Below are 23,439 nucleotides of genomic sequence, written 5' to 3'. Positions count from 1 at the left end.
AAAAAGCCCTCATACGGGCAACAGCATGCATGAACAAACCGATCCAATCGGCCTGTATTGCCTAAGCTGTTGCTGTATGAGGGCTTTCTCCACGTCTCGGCCCAACTACAGACGTTATTCTATTGATACTGTAACGAGTATAACAAGCGAGTGTTAAGGAATTGTTGAGCTTCGTTTGCGATTGTGTGAAAATCAGAGACCAGTCACATGTCCAGCTTTTCCATTCTTTTGCGATTGCGTGCTTCTTGCTTCTTCTTTCTCCTCAGTTCCATCGCGGTATAAAACGCCGGGACGACCACGAGCGTGAGTACCGTGGAAAAGAACAGGCCCGAAATGATCGTCACAGCCAACGGCTTGAACAGCACATCGCCGGAAATCGCCAGCGGAAGCAGACCTGCAATCGCTGTCATCGACGTCAGCAAGATCGGCCTGAATCTCGCCTCTCCCGCTTCAATCACCGCCTTTTGCAAGGCCAGCCCCCTGTTGCGAGCCTGCTCGATGAACTCGACCAGCACAATCCCGTTGCGAACGACAATGCCGGACAAAGACACAATCCCCATCATGGACATGAAGCCCAGCGGAGTCCGCGTGACAAACAAACCGATGAGACTGCCGGAAATCGCCAGGTAGACGGTGCTCATGACAAGAACGGGAATCCGCAGCGAGTAGAACTGCATGGCGATCAAAATGACAATCAAAAAGATGACGATCACCGACAGCTTGCCCATATCGAGGAAGACTTCGACTTGCGCTGATGTCTCTCCGTCATACTCCAAAAAATAGCCGTCAGGCAAAGCCATTTTGGCGAGTTCAGGCTTGATTTCCTTCATCACCTCTGTAGCTGTCCGTCCCTTTACCTCGCCTGTAATCGTCACCGTCCGGTCGAGGTTGCGATGCGGGATGTTTTGCACGCTAAAAGACGGTTGAACGCTCACCAGTGAAGCGAGCGGGACTTGCTCGCCTTTTGCATTGGCGACAAACAGCCGCTGGAAAGCATTGACGCCCGCTTCCCCATCCTGCTTCACATATAAAGTAATGTCCGTCAGTTGCTTGCCGTCGTCAAACTCGCTTACTTTGATGCCTTCGCTCACCAGCCGCAGCGTCCGCGACAGTTCTGCCGCCGTGACGCGATTTTGCTCCATCATCGCTTGATTGGTTTCAAAAGCGATGGCGTAGCTGTCCACTCCCAAATCGTCCTGCACCTCGGTTATGCCATTCACCTTGGCGACTTGCTCCTGTATTTGCAAAGACAACTGACGCAGTGTCGTAATGTTCTCGCCGTACACCCGGATGACCACCGGCTTGCCCACAGGCGGGCCTGTTTGCAAATCGCGCGGGACGATCACAGCTTCCGGAAACTTTTGGCGAATCTCAGCCAGCGTCTCGTTTTGCAGCTTTTGCAAAGACGTTGCCTGTTTGTCCAGGCGCACAATCAACTGCCCGACATTTGCGCCGCTGCCCGCCCCCGTAGTGCTGCCAAAAATCTTCGGTGCGCTTCCTCCGGCAAAGGAACTGACCATCCAAACCCCATCCGTAGCGGAAAAGTCCTGCGACACCTGCTTGACGACCCGATCGGTTTCTGCCAGGCTGCTTCCGTTTGGCAACTTGACATTGACCAGAAAGACGTCGCGATCAGACACCGGAAACAGCTGAATCGGCGTCAACGGGATCAAAAGATAAGCCATTGTACTGATCAAAACGGCAGCAACGCCTGTCGCCAGCGGCCTTTTCAACAAGCGCGGCAAGACCGTTCTGGCGTACCAGTTGGACAGATGAAGCAATTGTTTGCCCAACAGCCCCGCAGGTTTTCTCATGTCCAGCTTCTTGCGTCTGCGCTCTTCACTCCATCTGCGAAAAATCGGAACGATCGTCAGTGACATGACCATGGAAGCCAGCATCGAGACAATGATCACGACCGGAATCGGGCGGACAAAAGCACCCGAGCCGCCGCTGAGAAACAGCAACGGACCGAACGAAGCAACCGTTGCCAAGGTAGCCGTCAAAATGGAGACCGCTACTTCCTTCGCCCCCATCACTGCCGCCCGCTGCGGCTGCTCGCCATGCTTGACGAGTCTTCGCTCGATATTGTCGTTCACGACCACCGCATCATCGACGAGAATCCCCAAAACGATAATCAAGCCGACAATCGTAATCTGGTTCAAGGTCACTTCAAAAAACGGCAAAAAAATCATTCCGGTCGCAAGCGAAATCGGGATCGCCAGGGCGACCATTAATGAAGTCGTAAAATTCAAGCCGAGCGTACAAACAAGGAGAACGGCGACAACCGCAATCAACAGCTCGCGCCACAAGTCTGAGAAAATCTCGTCAATCCGCTCATTTTGCGTGTAGAGAGACTCTGCTTGCGCCCCGGCAGGCAAGGTGCTGCGAAGCATGTCTACCTTTGCATCGATTTGCTGTTGCAATCGGGTGATGTTTGCTTTTGACTCGGTCATCAAACTGATCGAGACGGCTGGCTTGTTGTTGTGATAGGCGAGATAGGCAGGGGCTTTGGCTGTAAATTGCACATCGGCCACCTGTCCGAGATAGATCGCGCTCCCGGTTTTTCCGTAGCCGACCACTACCTGCTCCAGCTGCTTGATGTCTTTCCATTCCGTCATTCTCAGCTCGTACGTCCGCTGATCGATTTGATAGCTGCCGAGCGGAGCCGTCTCGTTTGCCGCTTTGATCGCAGCTTGCACTTGTGCCCAGGTCAAATGCATGAATGCAAGCTTTTGCGGGTCGAGTCTAATCTGGATTTCCTGCTCCAGCAGCCCCTCGATCGTCACGCTGGAGATGCCCGGAATTTTGCTCAGTTGCTTTTCCCACATGGTCAGCGGCTCTCGCAACTCATCGAGCCGGGAAGCCGTGTCCACCGTAATCATGAACGTCTGGGCGAACATTCTCCCCATGTCGTCGTTCACGACAGGCTGTCTCGCCTCTGCCGGCAAAAAGGCTTCTGCGTCCTTGACCTTTTTGCGCAGCTCCTCCCACGTTTCTTTTTGGTCTACTCCGTTGTTCACCTCGACCGTAATGATGGAAAGGCCGGGCTGCGATTGCGAGGTGATAGCCTTTAGCCCCTGCATTTCCTTGATTTTGGCTTCGATTTCCTTCGTCACCGTCTGCTCGATTCGCTCTGCCGAAGCGCCTGGCAGCGCCGTCGTGACAGATGCGCGATTAACAGCAATCTCCGGAATTTCCTGATGCGGCAGTTGAAAAAAGCTCAACACCCCGACCAGAACTACCATGATGAAAAACAGCAGCGTAATTTTTTGCTTGCGGATCAAAAAGTCAATCATGGCCGCTCACCCGTCGAGACTTCCAGCGTATCGCCCGCGAACAATTGCTCCGCCCCTTTGGTAACCACCTGCTCGCCAATGGTGAGACCGGATGTGATTTGCAGCTGGTTGTCAACGATCATGCCAAGTGTCACGGGAACTTTTGCCGCTTTGTTATCCCGGACAACAAAAACGTACGGCTGCGTTTCTCCCCTGCTTTGCACCGCTTGTACAGGGACAAAAATGCCCTTTGGTCCTTGATGCTCGTGAACGACCGTAGCGACTTGCCCTGCAAGCCAAGCGTGGTCGGGATTCTCTACCCGCACCTCGACAGGGACAGTCCCGCTCCCTTGACTGGCTGCGGGCGACACGCGCTGCACGATTCCGCTTCGTTTCTGATCGTACAAAGTAACGGTAACCTCGTCTCCCTTTTTCCAGAAGCCGATGTCACGATCCGGAACGGCGAGCTGGATCAGCAGCGCATCTACATTCCCGATCCGGTATACGGGTGTGCTCGTAGATGTCAGTTGGCCGACCGAAGCCAGCTTTTCCAGCACGACACCGGAGATGGGCGCGGTCAAATCTGCTTTTGTCTGCGTCAAAGCGGCCCGCTGCTGGCCGACTACCGCCTGCCGATACACGCCAGCGGTTTGTTGTTTCTGCTCCTGGCGCGGCCCCTCTGCAACCAGGGCATACGTCTCTTTGGCATTTTCCCAATCTTTTTCGGCCAATGCCGCCTTGTTCTGAACGTTTTCCCAATCGTTTGTCGACAAAGCGCCCTGGCGGAACAACACTTCCGACCGCTGCAAATCCGCTTTTGCCTTATCCATGAGCGCCTTGGCCTTGTCCAGATTGTTTTGCGCTTGCAGCACTTCCTCTGCGCGAGCGCCGTTCGTCACTTGCGCCAATTGCGCCTTGGCCTGCTGAACCGATGCCGCCGCGCTTGCAGCCTGTAACGATAAATCGCGTCCATCCAGACTGGCAAGGACACTCCCCGTCTCCACATAGTCGCCTGCTTCTGCCAGCAGCGTGACGATGCGGCCATTTATTTCAAACGACACCTGCGTCTCTTCCACTGGCGTTAAAATGCCGGACCACTTCGCCACCTGCCCAAAAGCCTCTTCCTTCACTTGGGTAACTGCCACTCGTTTGACAGTGGTCTGCTCCACTGCTGCCTTATCAGAGACAGCTGGACTGCATGCAGCAAGCAAAAGAGCACTGGAAAGCACGATCACGCGTTGCTTCATCTGATTCAAAATCGATCCCTTCCTTCGCCCATGAACTTTACTTGTGTAAAGCTCATCATAGAAACCTCCAGATGTATGCCGAATGTTCAGAATCATTCTTTTCGTAGACGCTCTAATCTTATTGCAGTTGTTCACGTCATTGCACTACGTCTGACAGAAGTGTCGAAAAAAGGACAAAAAATAAAGGCCGCGAATGCCCAGGCGCTACCCTACATTTTGACGCCGTATCCATCCAGCATCACCTGAAAAATCAGGTTGTGCCACTCCTCCTCCGCGACCTTGCGACTTTGGGGAATTTGTATCGATTGAAACAGCAAGCCCGCGATCAGCTCGCTAGGAATTTCGCGGCGAATCGTGCCTTCTTCCTTGCAAGCTTCAATGACGTCTGTCAAAAGTTTGTTCAATATATAGTGCTGTTGTCTGAGCGTCGTCATCGCCTTTTCCACATTCGGCGATGCAGCCCCGTTCACGAAAGGAGCAAACAACAAAATCTGGTGAATGTCTGCGTATTTCATGAACGAATCGTACATGTTCCGCAGCTTCGCAAGCGGCCGCGCGATCTCATCCATGTCTTTGTACTCGGCCATAATCGTATCCATGAGATGCACCATTAAAGAAGCAATCAATTCATCCTTGTTGGAAAAATACTCGTAGATCGTGCTGCGGCTCACATTCAACTGGTCGGACACAAGCTTGAAGTGAAAGCCCGCGTACCCTTTTTCCACCAAAATTTTGCCCGATACCTCATATAGTTCATCGATGTGCAGTTTTTGTCTCGCCATCCGTTACGCTCCCCTCGTTCTTCCTGCGATGAACCGTTTGAAGTCACCCTTGTTGATGAACAGTTTACACAAGCTTCTTCATAACCTCAACCCTCCTCTCTTCTCGCATTTTCTCTTGTGTTACAATGAATTTGGAAAAAAACGGATTGTACAGGAGTGTTGAAATGGATCTCTCCAGGCTCGCGAAAAAAAACCATTATGAACACATTACGGAGCAATTGAAAACGCTCATTCTCAGCGGCGAACTGCAAGCCGGGAGCAAGCTCCCCTCCACCAAGGAGCTGTCGGAGCAATTCGGTGTCGGGCGTTCTACCACCCGCGAAGCGCTTAGTGCCCTCAAGGCAATGGGGCTGATCGAGATTCGCCAGGGCGGCCACTGCACAGTGAAAAGCACCTGCTCCCCTGTCCAAAGCTTGCTGCCTGATCTGCAAGGCTTGCGCAACAATCGCCAGACCATTCTTGAATTGATCGAAGCGCGAAAATCGCTGGAGGTCGCCAACGCTGCCATCGCTGCAAGCAAACGGGACGAACATGACCTGCACGCCCTGGAAGAAATTTTGAGCGAGATGGAGCAGCATATCGGAAACGAGGACATAGGCGAGCGCACCGATCTGCTCTTTCACCTGGCGCTCGCCAAAGCGACGCACAACTCCATACTCGTGCATCTGTTTGAATCGATCTCCAAGCAGATGGAGATTGGCATTCGCGAGACGAGAAGAGTCGAGATTTACTCCAACCGCTCTGTCTCCGAACAGTTTTTTCTCGAACACAAAGCGATCTACGAGGCCGTGAAGCGACAAGACCCGGAAGCGTCCCAAGCCAGAATGACTGAACACCTGCTCCACGTAGAACAAATTCTTCTGAAATATTTGGCTAATTGAGAGAACGAAAAAGCAGCTGTCGAGCGATTCGGCGGCTGTTCATCTTTTTTCTGCTCTCTTTTTTCGCCAGGCGAAATAAACCACTGACCAAGCTGTAAAAAAATATTGCAAAGATACAATGAAAGGTTTACATTACTTTCTGGGATGATAATGATTTTTATTATCAACGAATAAGTACACACTTATATGATAAATAAGGGGATGTTTTCACATGATGAAAAAATGGGGTTATCCGTTGTCCGCAGTTGTACTCGGCTCGTCTCTCATGCTATCTGCTTGCGGAAGCGCTGAGACGCCAAAAGAAGAGAAAAAACCTGAGGCAACTCAACCTGCTGCACCTGCTGCTACTGAAACGCCAGCAGCTACTACCGCTGTTGATTTGAAAGCTCCGATCGACGACTACCGCAAATGGGTCATCGAACAGACAGACCAACTGGTAAAAGCAACCGAAAGCTTTACCGCAGCTGTTAAAGCTGGCGATATGGAGAAAGCGAAAAAAGAATACGCTCCAGCTCGCGCCTACTTCGAGCGCATCGAACCAATCGCTGAATCTTTGGGTGATTTCGACCCTTGGATCGATGCTCGCGAAGGCGATGTTCCAGATAACGAGTGGCGCGGTTATCACAAACTGGAAAAAGCTCTGTGGGAAACCAAATCGGTTGCTGATTCGGGCGCTGTAGCAGACCAGCTGCTGCAAGACGTCAAACAACTCCGCGTAAAAGTCGAGAGCGTAGAGATCGATGTAAAAATGCTCGTAACAGGCGCTGTAGAACTGCTGAATGAAGTATCTACCAGCAAGGTGACAGGCGAGGAAGAGCGTTACTCCCACACTGACCTGTACGATTTCGCAGCAAACGTAGAAGGCGCAAACGAGATTTTCAAAGTGCTGAAGCCTGCTGTTGATGCCAAAGACGCGGCTCTGTCCAAAGAGATCGAAACCCGTTTTGCTGAGCTGGACGCGGCCCTCGCTCCTTACCGCAAAGATGGCGGATATGTGCTTTACACAGAATTGAAGCCAGACGAAGTGAAAAAACTGAGCCAAGCTCTGGATGCATTGGCTGAGCCACTGTCCAAAATGGGCACCATCATTGGAGGCTAACTGATGAACAACAAGCATCCCGAAAACGACCAGACAAAATTTACTCGTCGTGAAGCGCTGAAGCTCGCTGGCGTAGGAGGACTCGGGCTGATTCTGGGCGCGACTGGCATGAAATCGTTCATGCCGTCAGCTCCTTCCAGCGAGAAAGCAGCTGCGACCCCTGTTCTTTCCGACGGCATTATCCCTTTTTACGGGAAGCATCAGGCCGGGATCATTACACCTATGCAGGATTTTATCTGCATGGGTGCTTTTGATTTAACGACGACATCATTGGACGACGTCCGCAAGCTGTTCCAAAGCTGGACGGCCGCCGCAGCCCGTTTGGCGGCTGGCAAGACGGTAGATGAGGAGAGCGGCAGCCCGCACCTCCCGCCTGTCGATACAGGAGAGAGCGTCGGGCTCAACCCGATGCGGCTGACGATTACTTTTGGGCTGGGCGCTTCCTTTTTCGACGAACGATTCGGTCTGTCTGCCAAGCGGCCCGCCGCCCTGGTCGATCTGCCTCGCTTCAACAGTGACGAAATTCGCAAGGAATGGTCAGATGGAGACATCGTGGTCCAGGTTTGCGCCAACGACCCTCAAGTTGCTTTCCATGGGCTGCGCAACCTGGCTCGAATCGCGCGCGGAAAAGCTGTGCTACACTGGGTTCAGGAAGGCTTCCAGCGCACGGGCGCAGCCGATCCAAGCGGCTCTACCCCTCGCAATCTGATGGGCTTTAAAGACGGAAGCAACAACCCGAAAGTCGACGACCCGGCCGCTGCCGATGAAATCGTCTGGGCGCAACCGTCGGACAATCCGGCCTGGATGGCTGGCGGCAGCTACATGGTCATGCGCAGAATCCGCATGCGAATCGAAGTATGGGACCGCTCAGCCCTGGACGATCAGGAAAACACGTTTGGCCGACATCGCGATTCTGGCGCACCGCTCGGAAAAGCAAACGAGTTCGACGATCTGGAGCTGAATCGCAAAGACGCCAAGGGCAACCTGGTCATTCCGGCTGATTCTCACGTAGCCTTGGCGCATATGGAAGGCAAAGTCAAAATTCTGCGCCGCGGCTATTCGTATTCCAGCGGACTCGATGTCCGCACCGGGCAGCTTGACGCCGGACTGCTGTTCATCTGCTTCAACCGCGACCCGCGCAAGCAATTCATCCCGATGCAACAAAAACTCGCGTCAGTCGACTTGCTGAACGAATACATCACCCATGTCGGCAGTGGGCTTTATGCATGTCTTCCGGGTGTAAGCGAAGGCGGCTACATCGGAGACACACTGTTCTAACCAACTAGCATGGATGGAGTGAATACTTTGAAACGCTATCTTTTTTCCGTTTTCCTCTGCCTCCTGCTGCTCATCTCCGGGCTGTCGACTGTCATCGCCGCTCCGCTCGCACCTGATCAGCTCAAACAGCTGATCGCGCTCTCCAGCGATGCGCTGATCAGCAGCGGAGACAAGAACTGGGACGAGGTTACCAAAGCCGTAACCAGCCTGAAAGCCGTCTGGGACGCGAACACCGACGATACGTCAGCAGAGGCTCAGGCTTTGTCGGCAGCGGTTGAGCAAGCCCAGCAGGCACTCGGCGAAATACAGTCGAATCCCGAAGCAGCCACGGCTGCCATCTCCAATCTGGCAAAAGCAGCCGACCGCTACGTGACCAGCAAGGAATCAGCTGGTCAGCCGAAGGAAAAAGCGCACAAGCAAATCGCCAACTTGCTGCCTTTTCTGGAGAAAAGTCTGACTGCTATCTCGGAAAACAACTGGCCCCAGGCCAAGCAATCGTACAACAGCTTCGTAACAGGCTGGTACAAGGCGGAGAGTCTGGTTCGCTCAGAAAACGCCTCCGTCTATGGTGATATGGAAGTAAAAATTAGCGGCGCCCGCATCGCCTTGAATACCGAGCCGCCGAATGCACAAAAAAGCACGGAAAAACTGCAAACGTTGAAGCAAGCCGTCGAAGACTACGTAGCAGGAAAATCAGTGGCGCCTGGCTCCAGTGCCGTCGCATCCGGGGAACAGCCAACGATCTCCTCGCTTTTGCAGCTGATCAGTTCGGTAGAAACGGACATCGCCAGCCAAAAGGCCGACGACGCCGCAGGAAAAATGGACACGTTTATTGCCTCGTGGCCTTTGGTAGAAGGCGTGGTCATGACCAAGTCGCCAGCCACCTACAGCAGCATCGAAGCAAAGATGGTTTCCGTGCCGACCTTGATCTTGTCCAACCCGCCGCAATGGGAAAAAGCAGCGGCTCTGCTGGGCGAAATGAAAGTCGAGCTTGAGCCGTTTGCGACCGCCGCCTCCTATACAGCGTGGGACGCAGGACTGATTTTGTTCCGCGAAGGCTTGGAAGCGATCCTGATCATCATGTCGCTGCTTGCGTTCCTGCAAAAGTCGGGGAATGCGGACAAGCGCAAATGGGTCTGGTCAGGGGCTGCGCTTGGTATCGTTGCCTCCGCGCTGCTCGCGATTGTGCTCAGCATCGTCTTTTCCAATCTCACTACAGGAAGCTCGCGGGAAACGATCGAAGGCATTACAGGACTTATTGCTGTCGTGTTCATGGTGACAATCGGCGCCTGGCTGCATAAAAAGTCCAACCTGCAAGCCTGGAACGAGTTTGTGCAGAAATCAATCGGTTCCTCTCTGGCAAAAGGCGCTTTGTGGTCGCTTGCCTTCACGGCCTTCCTCGCAGTTGTTCGCGAAGGCGCGGAAACGATCATTTTTTACATGGGGATGGCAGCATCGATTTCCATGACAGACCTTTTGCTCGGGATCGGTGGCGCGCTGCTTTTGCTCGCCATCATCAGCTTCGCTTTCATCAGGCTCAGCTCGCGGATTCCCGTCCGTCCGTTCTTTTTGGTTGCCAGCCTGCTGCTCTATTACATGGCCTTCAAGTTCATCGGGGTCAGCGTACACGCCCTGCAAGTCACGGGCAGCCTGCCGGCGCACAGCTCGGAGCTGTTGCTCCATTTGCCTGATCTGGGCATCTACGCGAACTGGGAAACGACGATTCCGCAGCTTGTCATTCTCGCCATCATTTTGGTGAACCTGTCGCTGTATTCGTGGAAAAAGCCAGCGAAAGGCGTTCCGCGGACAAATTAAGCATACAAGCATAAAACGCAGCTCACTGGCATGACACCCGTGCCGGAAGCTGCGTTTTTCATAGGGACATACAACCTTCAAATGATGCATTCTCTCATTTCCCTCTGCCAAAATCTCACAAATGCTGTAAAAAGGTATAGACAACCCGCCCATTTTACGACAGAATTAAACGTTATCTTGCAACAGATGTAACTTTCGTTTTACATGATTCGTCATTAGTAGGATGGTAAGATTCCTTATGGATTGGAGAGAAATATGGGGGCAACATCAAACTCTGTAAAAGTCGACGTCAAAACGACTTCGCGCGTCCGCCAAAATATGGTCTATCTGTTAATTCGGCAGCTTCGTCCACACCAATGGACCAAAAATTTGCTCGTGTTTGCGGCACTGCTCTTTTCTTTGCACAAAGTCAGCACAGATGTCATCGGCAAATCGCTGTTTGCTTTCCTGCTGTTCTGCTTCGTGTCAGGCTGTGTCTACATCTTGAACGATTTCGTAGACATTAAAAACGACCGGAACCACCCGGAGAAGCAATTCCGTCCGATGGCTTCCGGCGCGCTGCCGCCTGCGCTCGCCTTGTCGTTCGGGGTATTTTTGCTGGCAGGCTCGCTGTTTTCGGCCTTTTATTTTGACCGACTGTTCGGCGTCGTGCTCACGGTGTATTTTGTGCTCAACGTCGCCTATTCGCTCAAGCTGAAGCATGTCGTCATCCTCGACGTGATGATTATCTCGTCCGGATTTGTCTTGCGGGCCATCGGGGGCAGTCTGATGATCAACACGCCGTTTACGCCATGGTTCTTGCTCTGTACCATGCTGCTTGCCCTGTTTCTTGCGATCAGTAAGCGACGCCATGAGCTGCTTTTGCTGCAAGCCCACAAAGGCACGCATCGCAAGGTACTGGACAGCTATTCGTCCGAATTGTTGAATCAACTGAATACGATTGTCACGACAGCCACGATTATCAGCTACAGCTTGTTCACCTTTACCTCCGGGCGAACCGTTCATTTGATGTGGACGATTCCGTTGGTGATCTTCGGCATTTTCCGCTACCTGTACCTGATTACGATTACGGACAAAGGCGGCAGCCCTGAAAAAGTTCTGCTCCAGGACAAGCCGATTCTCATCACGGTACTGCTCTACGTCATCGCCGTAGCCGGCATTATTTACACCTTTGAATTTTAATTGCACAGACAGGTTGTGGATCAAACTATGCCATCCATCGTTCTTATCCTCATCTCGGTCATTCTCAGCGCAAGTGGTCAGATTGCCATGAAAATGGGGGCGTCCTCCCTCTCTGGCAACAATGACGCGCTGGTGTTGAAGTTCCTGCACTATTTTACGAACCTGCCGATCATGGTCGGTTTGGCGCTTTACGGGCTTTCCGCGTTTATCTGGATTGCCGCGCTGGAAAAAGTTCAGCTTTCTTACGCTTATCCGATGGCGGCCCTCGGGTACGTCCTGGTAGCCGGACTTTCTTTTCTGATCTTTCAAGAGCCGTTGTCGCTCACCCGTATCGTAGGGCTGGCAATCATCGTCGTAGGCGTCGTTGTCATCTCCCAGTCATAATCATCACGAAAGAGGAGCGTAGTCATGTTATATGCGCTGGCGCCGTTTATCGGCTGGCTTGTGTCTGGAATAACCAAATTTTTGATTAATTACCTCCGATTTGGGCAAGAAGCAAAAAACATGGTGGGGAACGGCGGGTTTCCCAGCACGCATACAACGGTCATGGTCACCACCGTATTTTTGATCGGCTTGCAGGAGGGCTTCACTCATCCGGCATTCGGGCTCGGGGTCGCCGTAACGTTTATCGTGATCATCGACGCCACCGGACTGCGCAGAGCCGTAGGCAAGCATGCCGCCGCTCTCAATGCGCTGGCAAAAGAACACCCGGACAAGCAGCTTTTGTCCAAGCCGTTGCGCGAGAGCATGGGTCATACCAAATGGGAAATTGCCGGGGGGCTGGTGCTGGGGATCATTCTCGCCACCGTCCTGCACCTTTTGGCTGCAAACCTCCCTGTTCTGTAGATTCAAAAACAGGAGATTACATTCATGAATAACCGTACCGCTACTTACTCGTTTGTAATCGGGGCGACCTTGCTGTTTTTTATCGCCTCGATCGTACTCGTTACGTCGACTTTCTTTTTGCTGGGCATCCCGGTTACTGCGGTCAGCTTCTGGCTGTCTGTCCTGGCCGCTCTTGTTTGCCTGCTGGCCATGACGGCCACGTTTGTTCCTTTGCGCCGCCCGACCTGGCTGGTCGCCTTGCTCGCAGGGTTGGCCATCGTCATCGGGGGCGGCTGGTACATTAGCGCCAATACGTTCGATCTGTCTTTTGATGGACAAACGTATCACCAGGAAGCCATCATCTTGCTTACGAATGGCTGGAATCCGGTGCACGATGCCCCGATTCTCAAGCCGCCAGGCAAGCCGATCGAAGAAATGGACAACAAGGAAATCTTGTCTGCCTTCCACCTGTGGATCAACCATTACGCCAAAGGGCCCTGGATGCTGGATGCGGTCATGTACAAGGTGACTAACCAGATTGAAGTCGGGAAAATTTTCAACCTGCTGCTCATGGCTGCGTCCTTCTTCCTCAGCTTGGCAGCGCTGCGGACGGCTTTTCCTGCGAAAAAGGGGCTGGCGGTCGTTCTGGCGATTTTGGCTGCCTGCAATCCGGTCGTCGTGTCGCAGGCGACGTCCTTTTACATTGACGGACAGCTTGGCTCGCTCGTGCTGATCATTTGCGCGCTCGGGTATTTGCTGCTCAAACGCTACCACACCTGGACCATGCTCGCTCTCTGCTCTGCCCTGATGTTGCTTGCGCAGATCAAGTTCACAGCGTTGGTGTATGCCGTACTGCTTGGCGGCGCTTTGCTGGTGCTGTTCTTTTTCTGCGATCGCCAAAAACGCTGGAAAACCGTTCTGGCGTGGCTCGCCGCGAGTCTGGTCATTACCGTCGTCGTTGTCGGCTACAATCCATACGTCACCAATACGCTTGCCAAGGGACATCCTTTCTACCCGCTGGCGGGCAAGGGCGCGGTGGATATTATGACTTCGAACAGCCCGCACGACTTTAAAGACATCAACTCGCTGAGCAAGCTTGGCATTTCCTTGTTCGCCCAATCGGAAAATATCGCTACGCCAAAAGAAACGACGCTGAAATGGCCCTTTACCTTCTCTGAGCAGGAACTGAAGGTGTTTTTGGCTCCGGACGTGCGAGTGGCGGGCTTTGGGCCATGGTTTGGCGGCGCGGTGCTGCTTGCCTTCCTGATCGTGCTTGCTTTGCTTTTCGGTCGCGAGCGCAGGAAAGCCTTGCCGCTCCTCGTCGCAAGCATCATCTTGCTCATCACTGTCCTGATCAACCCGGAAAGCTGGTGGGCGCGGTACGTTCCGCAGCTTTGGCTCATCCCGCTTCTCGTCACGCTGGCAGGCTGGGACGCACAAGCTGCGCTCACCCGCTACGGCAGCCGCATCCTGCTCGCTGTCATGCTGGTCAACATGCTGCTCGTTGGCAGCGCCCACATGCTGGGACAAAGGTCCATTAACGCAATGGCCGAGCAACAGCTTCAGGAAATCAAGGCGAGCAACAAGACCATGATCGTCGACTTCCGCCACTTCAACGCCAATCGCATCCGTCTGCAAGAGGCGGGTATCCCGTATATCGAGCAAAAGGTCGCCGAAGGGCAAGAAGTAAAAGGAATCATCAGCTCGCGGGCGATTTACTACTTGCAGTAGTTGCGCGTGACTCATGCGAATGCAGCCTTCAACCTTGCCTTATATCCACAAGCAAAAAACCTTCTCAGCAATCGTTGAGAAGGTTTTTTTATGTTGCGCTGAACTTACTTCTATTCGTGGAAAAACAGCGGAAGCTCTTGCAAAAAGATGATGTCCGAGCGCTTGGCTGCGTCTCCCTCCGCCAAAATAGCCGCTCTCGCTGCGACATGGCCCCCTGCCTTGACTACGAGATCTTCAATCGCTTGCAGCGACTTGCCTGTGCTGATGACATCGTCGATAATCGCGACGCGTTTGCCGGAAATTTCTCTGGCATCCGCGCCATCCAGGCAAAGAATTTGCTTTTTCTGCGTAGTAATCGATTCGACTTCATTGATCAGCGGAGCATCCATATACGGCTTCGTGCTTTTCCGGGCAACGTAATACTTTTTCATCTTCAATACACGGGATACTTCAAAAATCAAAGGAATGCCTTTTGCTTCCGCCGTAATCAATACATCGACTTCCGGGAGCTTCTCGGCAAGCAGTGGTGCCGCTGCCGTCACCAGCTCTGTATCGCCCAGGATGACGAAGCTCGCGATGCTAAGGTTGTCCGCTATCGGCATAATCGGCAGCTCGCGCGTTACGCCTGCCACTTCCAGCGTGTATGTTTTATCCACAAAAAATCCCTCCTGATTTGCGTCCCTACATGCCAAATGCATGGATCAATGCTCGCATCAGCAAGCCTGCCAGCATCCCGAAAAACGGGTCAGAAATCGCCGTCACAACCATCGTTGTTCCGCCAATCAAACCGGACGAAGCTTCTCCCCCTGTCAGAGCGGCAGTCGCATTCCCCGGCACCGTCACGATGGCCCCGAGCACGAACAGGAACCCGGCAATCGATTCACTCGGGATGTAGCGGCCGATTTTCGGCAAAAGACCTGCAAACAGAATCGCCGCCATCAGCACCATCATCAAAACACCGGACGCAACCGGGTTGGGCGCCCCGGCCGTAGCGGAAATGATCGCCTCTACCGGCGCTCCGCCGAACAGTGCCGACACCATATCGGCCACGCTGGAGATTACGCTGAGCGTGTCAATGTTCACATCGGATTTGGCGATTTCACCGTTAATTTGTCCAAAAGCGATGTTCGCCCCGATATTGAGGCAAACCATCGCCATCGCTCCGCGCAAAATGCCAGGGGAAAACGTCAGCTTTTGCAGAACAAGACGGTCGTTCGCAATCGGCTTGATCGAGCTTCCCTGTTTAAGCAGGATGGCGACCAGACTGGAGATGAGCACCGAGATCGTCACGGTGTAGACGAGATCCTTTGTGATGAAATACGTCAGCAACCCGCTCCCCATCGAAGTGACACCAACAGGCATGTTGTTGCGAGCCATTTCCCACGACACCCGCGCCAGCATGATGCCGACACCTGCCATCATGCCATTGGTAATGACCGGGCCAATAAAATCGACGATCTTTTCCAGAAAACCAAACAGACCGATGATGGTCATAATAATTCCGCCAACAAAAATCATGGACAGTCGTTCTCTCATGCTTTTTCCGATCGTTCCCGCCAAGGCAATCGTTTCCGCCTGATAGGATACGACCGCGACAGAGCCTGTCAGAGCGTTGCCCGTTGCGCCTACCAGAAAGGCCAGAGCCGTCGGCACGGAGGCAAAGCCAAGAGACAATGCCAACAGCCCTTGCGGCAAGCCGTTCAATACGACACTGAGGGCCGCTACTATGTCTTTCCATTCCATGTTGTCCTTCTCCTCACTTCGCTGCTGTATACAAATGACCGCTTTTTCACATGAGTTAAGGTAACATAAAAGGCGATCTTTTTCAAACGAAAACTAATTAATGTTCGTTTTTAATCGGTAATTCGTTGCTTTTATAGTTATTTCCCATATTAACATCCGTTATAAATCGAACATTAAACCGATCGCAAGACGTGCTATCACGCAAAAAAAGACGAGCGCATAACGGCTCGTCTTTGCTTCTCGCTCAAAACTTTTTACAGCTTGATGGCAATCAACTTCAACTCTGTCATCTCTTCAACCGCGTATTTGATTCCTTCGCGGCCAAATCCGCTGTCTTTGACACCACCGTACGGCATGTTGTCCACGCGGAAGGTCGGGATGTCATTGATCATCACGCCGCCCACTTCCAGCTCTTCGGCTGCGCGCATCGCTGCATGAATGTCGCTCGTGTAAATGCCCGCCTGCAACCCGAAACGGGAGTCATTCACGGCTTCAATCGCCTCGCCTATTGCTTCAAACGGCGTGACTACGACGATTGGGCCGAATACTTCCTGGCAAGAGACAGAGGAGTGGGCGCTTACGTTCGTCAGGATCGTCGGAGCGAAAAGCCGCTCGTTCACTGCTTTGCCGCCTGTCACGACCTGCGCTCCCGCCTGAACCGCTTCTTGTACCCATGCTCCCATCCGCTCGTGGTCTTTTGCCGAAATGACGGAGGACATGTCTGTCGCCTCCTGCAACGGATCGCCCAGGACGAGCTTCTCTGTCGCAGTCTTGAATTTATCGAGAAACTCCTCGTACTTGCTCTGGTGAATATAGACGCGTTGCAGCGAAATGCACACCTGCCCGCTAAAGGAAAATGCGCCCACCACGCAACGATCAACCAGCGCCTGCGTAATCTCAACCGTCTGGTCAATAATGACGGCAGAGTTCGAACCAAGCTCAAGCGTCACGCGCTTCAGACCTGCTTTGTTTTTCATCGCGATTCCGACCGCAGGACTGCCTGTAAACGTAATCGCGGCAATGCGGCTGTCGCTGACAAGCTTCTCGCCTACGACCGCGCCTTTTCCTGGCAGGATATTCAGCGCCCCTTCCGGCAATCCGGCTTCCGCAAAAATGTCGGCGAGAACCAAGGAGCTGAGCGGGGTCTGGCTCGCAGGCTTCAATACGACCGTATTCCCTGCCGCAATCGCCGGGCCGACTTTGTGCGCCACCAGGTTGAACGGGAAGTTGAACGGTGTAATCGCCCCGACTACGCCAATCGGCTTGCGAACGGTAAAAGCAAGTCGGCCTTCGCCGCCAGGAGCCGCATCAAGCGGAACGGTTTCCCCGTGAATGCGCTTCGCTTCCTCAGCCGCGAATTTGTACGTCTGAATCGTGCGGGCGATCTCTACCCGTCCTGTGCGCAGCGGCTTGGCAGCTTCCTGGGCGAGAATCACTGCCAGCTCCTCCTTGCGCGCTTCCATGATCGCCACCGCTTTTTCCAAAATCAGTGCGCGCTGGCTGGCTGGCAGCTTTGCCATCGTTTTTGCCGCCGCAGCCGCTGCGCGGATCGCCTCATCGACGTCAGCCTCGTCAGCCTGTGCGATCTCCGCCAAAAGCTCACCGGAATAAGGAGAGTAGAGTGGCGCGTACTCGTTTGCTTCTTTCCATTGTCCGTTAATATACAGATGCTTTTTCATGCGTACCTCCCTGGTGAATTAGTGGGTCACGTACTGGCTTTTCAACACATCGGTCATAATGTCGAGCGCTTCTTGCAATTGCTCATCGGTAATCACGAGCGGAGACAGGAAACGCAGCACGTTGCTGTGTACCCCTGCGGAAAGCACGATGACACCGGATTCGTAGCAACCTTTGGTCAGCCCGGCTACCAGTTCTTTTGCAGGCTGTTTGGTTTGTGGATCAATAAATTCTACCGCACACATGGCACCCAATCCGCGAATATCTGCAATGACAGGGAACTCTTTTTGCAGGGCTTCAAAATGCGACTTGATCGCCTTGCCGATCTCTCTGGCGCGTCCGGACAAGTCTTCGCGCTCCATTTTCTCAATTACAGCAAGTGCCGCTACGCAACCGAGCGGGCTGCCGCCATACGTGCCGCCAATTTCACCCGGATTCGGCGCATCCATGATTTCTGCGCGGCCTGTGACAGCGGAGATGGGCAAACCGGCTGCAAGCGATTTGGACATGGTAATGATATCAGGCTCGATTCCGAAATGAGTGGAAGCGAACATCGCCCCGGTCCGGCCAAAGCCTGTTTGGATTTCGTCGGAAATGAACAAGATATTGTGCTTTTTGCAAATTTGGAATACGCCTTGCACGAACGATACTGGCGGCACGATGAATCCGCCTTCGCCCTGGATCGGCTCCATGATGACGGCCGCTACTTCTTCCGGCGCGACTTCTGTCAGCAGGAAGTCTTCGAATTGGCGGACGCAAAATTGTGCGTACTCGTCTTCTGTCATGGACTCCGGTTTGTTCAGCGGGTACGGGAACTGAGCCTTGTAGGTAGCTGGCGCGAACGGCCCCATCTGGAATTTGTACGGCTTTACTTTGGACGTGAGCGACATGCCGAGCAAAGTACGTCCGTGGAATCCACGGCTAAAAGATATGATGCCAGGGCGTCCTGTGTATTTGCGCGCGATCTTCACCGCGTTTTCTACGGCTTCTGCGCCGCTGTTTGCAAACATCGTTTTCTTTTCAAAGCTGCCCGGCGTAATTTCAGCCAGTTTTTCTGCCAGCGCCACATACGGTTCGTACATGCCGACGTGGAAGCAAGGATGAATGTATTTGTCCATTTGCGCTTTTACCGCCTCGACCACTTCTTGCGGGCAGTGACCAGCGTTGAGCGTTCCGATCGCTCCTGCCAGATCGATGTACGTGTTGCCGTCGACGTCTGTCACGAGCGCCCCGGATGCCGTCTCTACAAAAACCGGCGTGTTGTTGCCGATGCCTTTTGGCACGAACTGTTTTCTTTTTTCAATCAAAGCGGTCCCCTTCGGACCTGGAACACCAGCAGCTACATTGGCGAATTTGCGTTGTTTGGACATATCGTAATCTCTCCTTGTATGAGAATGATAACAGCTTAGGTGATGCTTTCGACTCCGATATGTAGCAATACCTGTGCCAAACGAGAAAGCCTGCTGTGGTGCGCGTTTTTTGCATAGCAGAAATCTCCGTTAATTCAAAAATGAATCGAAACCTGTAAATAGTTCGATTCATTTTTGAATTAAAAATTCATTTTTGAATTAACGGGGACGGATGTGGTATTTTTGCAGCTTGCGCACGACAGATGGCTGGCTGATTCCCAAAAACTCGGCCATCTCCGCTGTAGTCCGGCAACGCTCTGCCGCATGGCGCAGCCACTTTTCCTCGACTTGCTCCATCGCGTCCCGCAGCGACATTTTGGCGGCCGCAACACTCGGCTCCATTGCCGTCTGCTCCTCCCCTGCCGCCTTGATTTCCGCAGGCAAGTGCTGCGACGTAATTACTTCTTCATCTGCCGTTACCACCAGCCGCTCCAGCACGTTTTCCAGCTCCCGCACATTCCCCGGCCAATCGTAGTGCATCAAAGCGTGAGTAGCTGCGGCGTCCAGCTTTTTGTTCATCCCGTATCGCTCGTTCAGCGAGCGCACGACCAGCTTGAGGAGCGCGGCGATATCTTCCGGGCGATTTCGCAAAGCAGGAACGTGGATTGGCACGACGTTCAGCCGGAAATACAAGTCCTGGCGAAACTTGCCCTCCTTCACCATCTTCTCCAGATCGCGATTGGTAGCAGCGATCAGGCGAAAATCGACATCGCGATACTGCATGCTGCCCACGCGCTGCAACCGTTTCTCCTGGATCACCTTCAACAGCTTGGCCTGCAACGTCAGCGGCAGCTCCCCCAGCTCGTCCAACAACAGCGTGCCTTGGTTCGCCAGCTCGATAATTCCTTGTTTGCCTTGCTTGCCAGCGCCTGTAAAAGCTCCCGCTTCATAGCCGAAAAGCTCCGACTCCAACAGCCCTTCCGGAATCGAGCCGCAGTTGATCTCCACGAATTGCCCGGCGGATCGGCGGCTATGGCGGTGAATCTGGCTGGCAATGACGTTTTTTCCGACCCCGGACTCGCCGAGGATCAACACCGTAGAATCGACCATGGCGACCTTTTTGATGAGACGGTCAATGTCGCGCATCGGCTGGCTGACTGCGACGAAGCCTTCCTGATTTTTTTCGCGCAGCTCCTCAATCTCTGTTTCGAACTGCTTCAATTGCTCGGTCAGGCTCTCGTAGCGCCGTTTCAGCTCCATGATTTCTGTCAGGTCATGCGAATAGCTGATCACCGAATGCATGCTGCCGTCCTCGTTCCAGAGGGGATAGGCTGTGACCATCAGCTTTCTGCCGCCGGGAATTTCCTGCATCATCGTCTGCGGTGTTTTTGTGTCCATCACCTTGCGCGTCACAGACGGGGAAAATACTTTTTCCTTTTCCAGCTCGATCACATTTTTCCCCAGCAGTTGTTCTTTTCCGATTCCGTACATGTCATAGGAGGAATCACCGACCAGTTGAATGTAGCCCTCGGGGTCCGTAATCAGCAGGTGATCGCGGGACGTTTCTACGATTCCTTCCAGAACGCGGCTCATCCACTGCTGTCGGCTCTCATCTTTCTTCATTCGCCCGCCTCCTCTTGCGCCAGCCAAACTGGTGCCGCTTTCGTTCCCTCCATTATAGAAAATGCAGCTTGCCACGACAACGACAGCTGCCCATACAGGCACTTTCGTCGCATAGCCAAAATCTTGGCAATATGTAAAAATACGCTAAGAAGCGCCAAATGGGTTAAGACTCCCAAAACGGAAAGGATGATTCGTTTGATCCCCGCAGTTGGAGATATTTACTGCGTTTTCGTAGAAAAGCTGCAAAAATATACAGCGTGCCAGGTGACTTCGTTCAAGGAGTCCGAGTCCGGCAAATCCTCCAAGCTGATCAGCCTGCTCGAACTGGACTGGCTGAGCGACACGCTCCCTGACGACGCTGAGTTATTGACGATGAAGCCGCTATCCTGCGACTTTTATTTTTGGAACAACAACTTGCAGCACAGCTATGTCGAGGCTGCCGTACCGAAAGACTACATCAAGGCAGGGAATATCCCGCCGCTTCTTCCGGGAGAAACAAACAGCTACGGCACCTGGAATGTCGGCGGCAGCATCTACCGTCAATGGCAGTGGGAGCAAATTCCCGCAGAGAAGCGCCAACTGTTCAAGCAAGCCGCAAAGGATGACGCGCTCATCACCTTGGGAACCAGGAGCCTTCGCCGCTCCACCAATGTCGTTTGGGAAGACATGCTGGCCGAGCTTGATGATGTTTCCGAGCTGGAAAAACTCCCGTGCCTCACCAAAATCCATGCAGCAGAAGCATCAGCTTCCTTGCTGGCTTTTGTCAAAAACAATCCGTTTATAATTGAGCTTCACCTGGGCAAAACGCTGATGTCGTCCATCGACCTCAGCGGCAGCCAGATTCGCAAGTTGTTTATACAAAATGCCCAAGGACTGGAGAAGCTGACGCTCAACAAAGGGCTGACCAATTTGACGATAGGCAGCGACATCTCACCCGACTTGCACATAGAGGCGGACGAGGACGGCTATTGGTTGAGTGCTGGATTTACCTCATCTCCTCCAGACTTTCACGGATTGCCCCGTTTGGCAGGACTTCACCTGCATCAGGTGACGGAGCTGGACTTGCTGCCTATCGTCCAACGCTTTCCGGAATTGCAAGAAATGCGTCTGTGGGGGAAACCGGGAACGATCAGCAACCTCGACAGCATCAGTCAGTTGAGCAAGCTTGCTTCCTTTTCGACGTACGACATATTCGGCTTTTCAGCAGACCAGTTTCCGCCGCCGCAACAATTGCCAAGGCTCTCGACACTGTGGATGACCAGCTTGCCAGCAGATGCCGCCAAAAGCATCAAGACTGCCTACAAACAGAAGAGCAAACGCGGCCTGAATCTGTCCATCACGAAGCCGCGCAATCCGGAGTGGCTCGCAAACAACTTGACCAACCCGTTCCGCGATTGGGACGGCAGGGAGAATATTACGGCGGCACAAGCCAAAAAAGCGGCTGATCAGTACAAAAAGACAGCAACTGCCCTCACCGCCCTGCAAAAACAGGACAGCGAGCTTCCGAAAGCGGCCGACCTCGAAGCTGCCTTGCTTGAGCTGGTTGCAGCGTACACTTTGGCCTTTAACAAAATGGATCGGCGCACAGGCTTTATCGAAACAGTCGAGCGGGAAGAAATTTATGTCGTGCTGCACGACCTGCTGGATTCGACCAAGCAAAGCCTTGCCGCACAAGGACTCGCCATCGACCTCGCGCCTCTGTTCGAGCGTTTTGACCAATTGCGCGACTTTTAGAGCGCGGGCTTTTGTATGCACCACGTACTCATGCAGCGCTGCCCGGCTACATTTACCGTTTTGATCGGCTCCACAAAAATGCCCTGCAAGTCGGCTGTCGCTTGGAGCATCCGCTCTTCGTTTACGAGAAAACGCGTACTGCCATCCGGGAGCAAATACCGCTCATCGCCCAAATGCTGCACGGCATGCTCAATCCCGATCGAGGAAGCCAGACGCATGAAAAGTACGCCGCCTGGCGCAAGCACCCGCCACAGCTCTTGCAGCATCTGCCGGAAATGCTGATCATTTTCCGCAAAATGCAGGACAGCGTTGCTGATGACAAACTGGAACTGCTCGTCGGCAAAGCTCATGTTGTCAACCGCTTCTACGCGCGCACGATCTGCTGCCCAATCGCTCGCCGCCAGCTCCGTTGCGAGCTTGTGCACGCTTTCTACTGCCTTGGCGGACTGATCCACGGCGTAAACCTTATAGCCATTGCGCAAAAAGTAAACGAGGTTGCGCCCTGAGCCGCAGCCTGCGTCGAGAATGCGCATCTGCTTTTGTATCCGCCCTTTTAGCAACTGATCAAACAAATAAATGTCTATATTGCCAAACTGCTCGATTACTTCCATGCCCGATCCCTCCTGCGTTTTTGTATGCTACTTTACGATAAAAGACGGCTGCCATGCTTCGCCTCAACAGATCACAGGGACTGTTGAGGCTTTTTCGTTTGTCGGATTTAAAAGATTTCATATGCAACAGAGAGAGTTGACAACATAAGATTACAAGTGTAATCTATAACTGTCGATCGACTACAATTGTAATCCAAGGAGGACTGTCGTTAATGGATGATCATCCGCGAATTTCCGATGCCGAATGGGAGATTATGAAGGTCCTCTGGGCCAAATCCCCGGCTGCGGCATCTGATGTGATTGCTGCCTTGCGCGACAACAAGACCTGGAAGGAAAAGACCATCAAGACATTGCTCAGCCGCCTTTTGCAAAAGGGCGTCATTTCGTTTGAACAAATCAATCGCGTCTATTATTACTCGCCTGTGCTCGGCGAAGAAGAATGCAAGCGAACCGAGCGGCAGTCTTTTTTGCAGCGCGTCTACGGGGGAGCGCTAAAGCCGATGCTCGTCCACTTTTTGCAGGAAGAGAAACTCTCAGCCAAGGAAATAGAAGAGTTGAAAAATATTTTGGCGGAGAAGGAGAAATAG

The 23,439-nt window shown here is 53.1% G+C and carries 19 protein-coding genes; 10 read left to right on the top strand and 9 right to left on the bottom strand.

The features are described 5' to 3' along the window. Positions 1-203: 203 nt before the first annotated feature. The 3 genes from EDM60_RS01505 to EDM60_RS01495 form a co-directional block, all read right to left on the bottom strand. Positions 204-3,296: an efflux RND transporter permease subunit gene (locus EDM60_RS01505; RefSeq protein ID WP_122962372.1), complete on the bottom strand. Its 3,093-nt coding sequence runs from the start codon at positions 3,294-3,296 to the stop codon at positions 204-206. After that, a complete protein-coding gene (locus EDM60_RS01500) occupies positions 3,293-4,522 on the bottom strand; it encodes an efflux RND transporter periplasmic adaptor subunit (protein WP_233454128.1) in 1,230 nt (409 codons plus the stop codon). The genes EDM60_RS01505 and EDM60_RS01500 overlap by 4 nt, the downstream gene beginning before the upstream one ends. Positions 4,523-4,731: 209 nt before the next feature. Further along, positions 4,732-5,304, bottom strand: coding sequence for a TetR/AcrR family transcriptional regulator (locus EDM60_RS01495; RefSeq protein WP_122962370.1), 573 nt, complete (start codon positions 5,302-5,304; stop codon positions 4,732-4,734). Positions 5,305-5,468: 164 nt separating this feature from the next. On the opposite strand from EDM60_RS01495, the gene EDM60_RS01490 reads away from it, so the two are divergent. From EDM60_RS01490 to EDM60_RS01455, 8 genes are all read left to right on the top strand, one after another. After that, a complete protein-coding gene (locus EDM60_RS01490; RefSeq protein WP_122962369.1) occupies positions 5,469-6,185 on the top strand; it encodes a FadR/GntR family transcriptional regulator in 717 nt (238 codons plus the stop codon). Positions 6,186-6,396: 211 nt separating this feature from the next. Then, on the top strand, positions 6,397-7,284 hold the full coding sequence (gene efeO, locus EDM60_RS01485) for an iron uptake system protein EfeO (RefSeq protein WP_122962368.1): 888 nt from the start codon (positions 6,397-6,399) through the stop codon (positions 7,282-7,284). Between the two features lie 3 nt (positions 7,285-7,287). Next, positions 7,288-8,562 (top strand): iron uptake transporter deferrochelatase/peroxidase subunit, encoded by a 1,275-nt coding sequence (gene efeB / locus EDM60_RS01480; protein ID WP_122962367.1) that lies wholly within the window; start codon positions 7,288-7,290, stop codon positions 8,560-8,562. 18 nt (positions 8,563-8,580) lie between these two features. Continuing rightward, entirely contained in the window at positions 8,581-10,377 is a 1,797-nt protein-coding gene (locus EDM60_RS01475; protein ID WP_371736951.1) for an FTR1 family iron permease, read from the top strand. A 255-nt stretch (positions 10,378-10,632) separates the two neighbouring features. After that, entirely contained in the window at positions 10,633-11,559 is a 927-nt protein-coding gene (locus EDM60_RS01470; protein ID WP_122962365.1) for a decaprenyl-phosphate phosphoribosyltransferase, read from the top strand. 27 nt (positions 11,560-11,586) lie between these two features. After that, on the top strand, positions 11,587-11,943 hold the full coding sequence (locus tag EDM60_RS01465) for an SMR family transporter (protein WP_122962364.1): 357 nt from the start codon (positions 11,587-11,589) through the stop codon (positions 11,941-11,943). Positions 11,944-11,967: 24 nt separating this feature from the next. Further along, the gene (locus tag EDM60_RS01460) at positions 11,968-12,405 is read left to right on the top strand and encodes a divergent PAP2 family protein (RefSeq protein ID WP_122962363.1); all 438 of its coding nucleotides are present in this window, start codon (positions 11,968-11,970) and stop codon (positions 12,403-12,405) included. A 24-nt stretch (positions 12,406-12,429) separates the two neighbouring features. After that, positions 12,430-14,115: a hypothetical protein gene (locus EDM60_RS01455; protein ID WP_122962362.1), complete on the top strand. Its 1,686-nt coding sequence runs from the start codon at positions 12,430-12,432 to the stop codon at positions 14,113-14,115. Between the two features lie 110 nt (positions 14,116-14,225). Here EDM60_RS01455 and EDM60_RS01450 read toward each other — a convergent pair whose 3' ends face one another. The 5 genes from EDM60_RS01450 to EDM60_RS01430 form a co-directional block, all read right to left on the bottom strand. Then, the gene (locus EDM60_RS01450) at positions 14,226-14,771 is read right to left on the bottom strand and encodes a phosphoribosyltransferase family protein (RefSeq protein WP_122962361.1); all 546 of its coding nucleotides are present in this window, start codon (positions 14,769-14,771) and stop codon (positions 14,226-14,228) included. A 25-nt stretch (positions 14,772-14,796) separates the two neighbouring features. Further along, on the bottom strand, positions 14,797-15,858 hold the full coding sequence (locus EDM60_RS01445; protein ID WP_122962360.1) for a solute carrier family 23 protein: 1,062 nt from the start codon (positions 15,856-15,858) through the stop codon (positions 14,797-14,799). Between the two features lie 254 nt (positions 15,859-16,112). Further along, the gene (locus tag EDM60_RS01440; RefSeq protein WP_122962359.1) at positions 16,113-17,537 is read right to left on the bottom strand and encodes an aldehyde dehydrogenase family protein; all 1,425 of its coding nucleotides are present in this window, start codon (positions 17,535-17,537) and stop codon (positions 16,113-16,115) included. An 18-nt stretch (positions 17,538-17,555) separates the two neighbouring features. Continuing rightward, positions 17,556-18,905: a 4-aminobutyrate--2-oxoglutarate transaminase gene (gene gabT / locus EDM60_RS01435; protein ID WP_122962358.1), complete on the bottom strand. Its 1,350-nt coding sequence runs from the start codon at positions 18,903-18,905 to the stop codon at positions 17,556-17,558. A gap of 198 nt (positions 18,906-19,103) precedes the next feature. After that, complete coding sequence (locus tag EDM60_RS01430; protein WP_122962357.1) at positions 19,104-20,507, bottom strand: sigma-54 interaction domain-containing protein; 1,404 nt, start codon at positions 20,505-20,507, stop codon at positions 19,104-19,106. Between the two features lie 195 nt (positions 20,508-20,702). On the opposite strand from EDM60_RS01430, the gene EDM60_RS01425 reads away from it, so the two are divergent. Further along, the gene (locus EDM60_RS01425) at positions 20,703-22,241 is read left to right on the top strand and encodes a hypothetical protein (RefSeq protein ID WP_122962356.1); all 1,539 of its coding nucleotides are present in this window, start codon (positions 20,703-20,705) and stop codon (positions 22,239-22,241) included. Here the strand turns inward: EDM60_RS01425 and EDM60_RS01420 are convergent. After that, positions 22,238-22,852: a class I SAM-dependent methyltransferase gene (locus EDM60_RS01420; RefSeq protein ID WP_122962355.1), complete on the bottom strand. Its 615-nt coding sequence runs from the start codon at positions 22,850-22,852 to the stop codon at positions 22,238-22,240. The genes EDM60_RS01425 and EDM60_RS01420 overlap by 4 nt on opposite strands. A gap of 212 nt (positions 22,853-23,064) precedes the next feature. On the opposite strand from EDM60_RS01420, the gene EDM60_RS01415 reads away from it, so the two are divergent. Continuing rightward, a complete protein-coding gene (locus EDM60_RS01415) occupies positions 23,065-23,439 on the top strand; it encodes a BlaI/MecI/CopY family transcriptional regulator (RefSeq protein WP_122962354.1) in 375 nt (124 codons plus the stop codon).

This window comes from Brevibacillus parabrevis, assembly GCF_003710905.1.
GTDB classification, from domain to species: domain Bacteria; phylum Bacillota; class Bacilli; order Brevibacillales; family Brevibacillaceae; genus Brevibacillus; species Brevibacillus parabrevis.
This window is presented reverse-complemented; position numbering and strand designations above follow the sequence as displayed.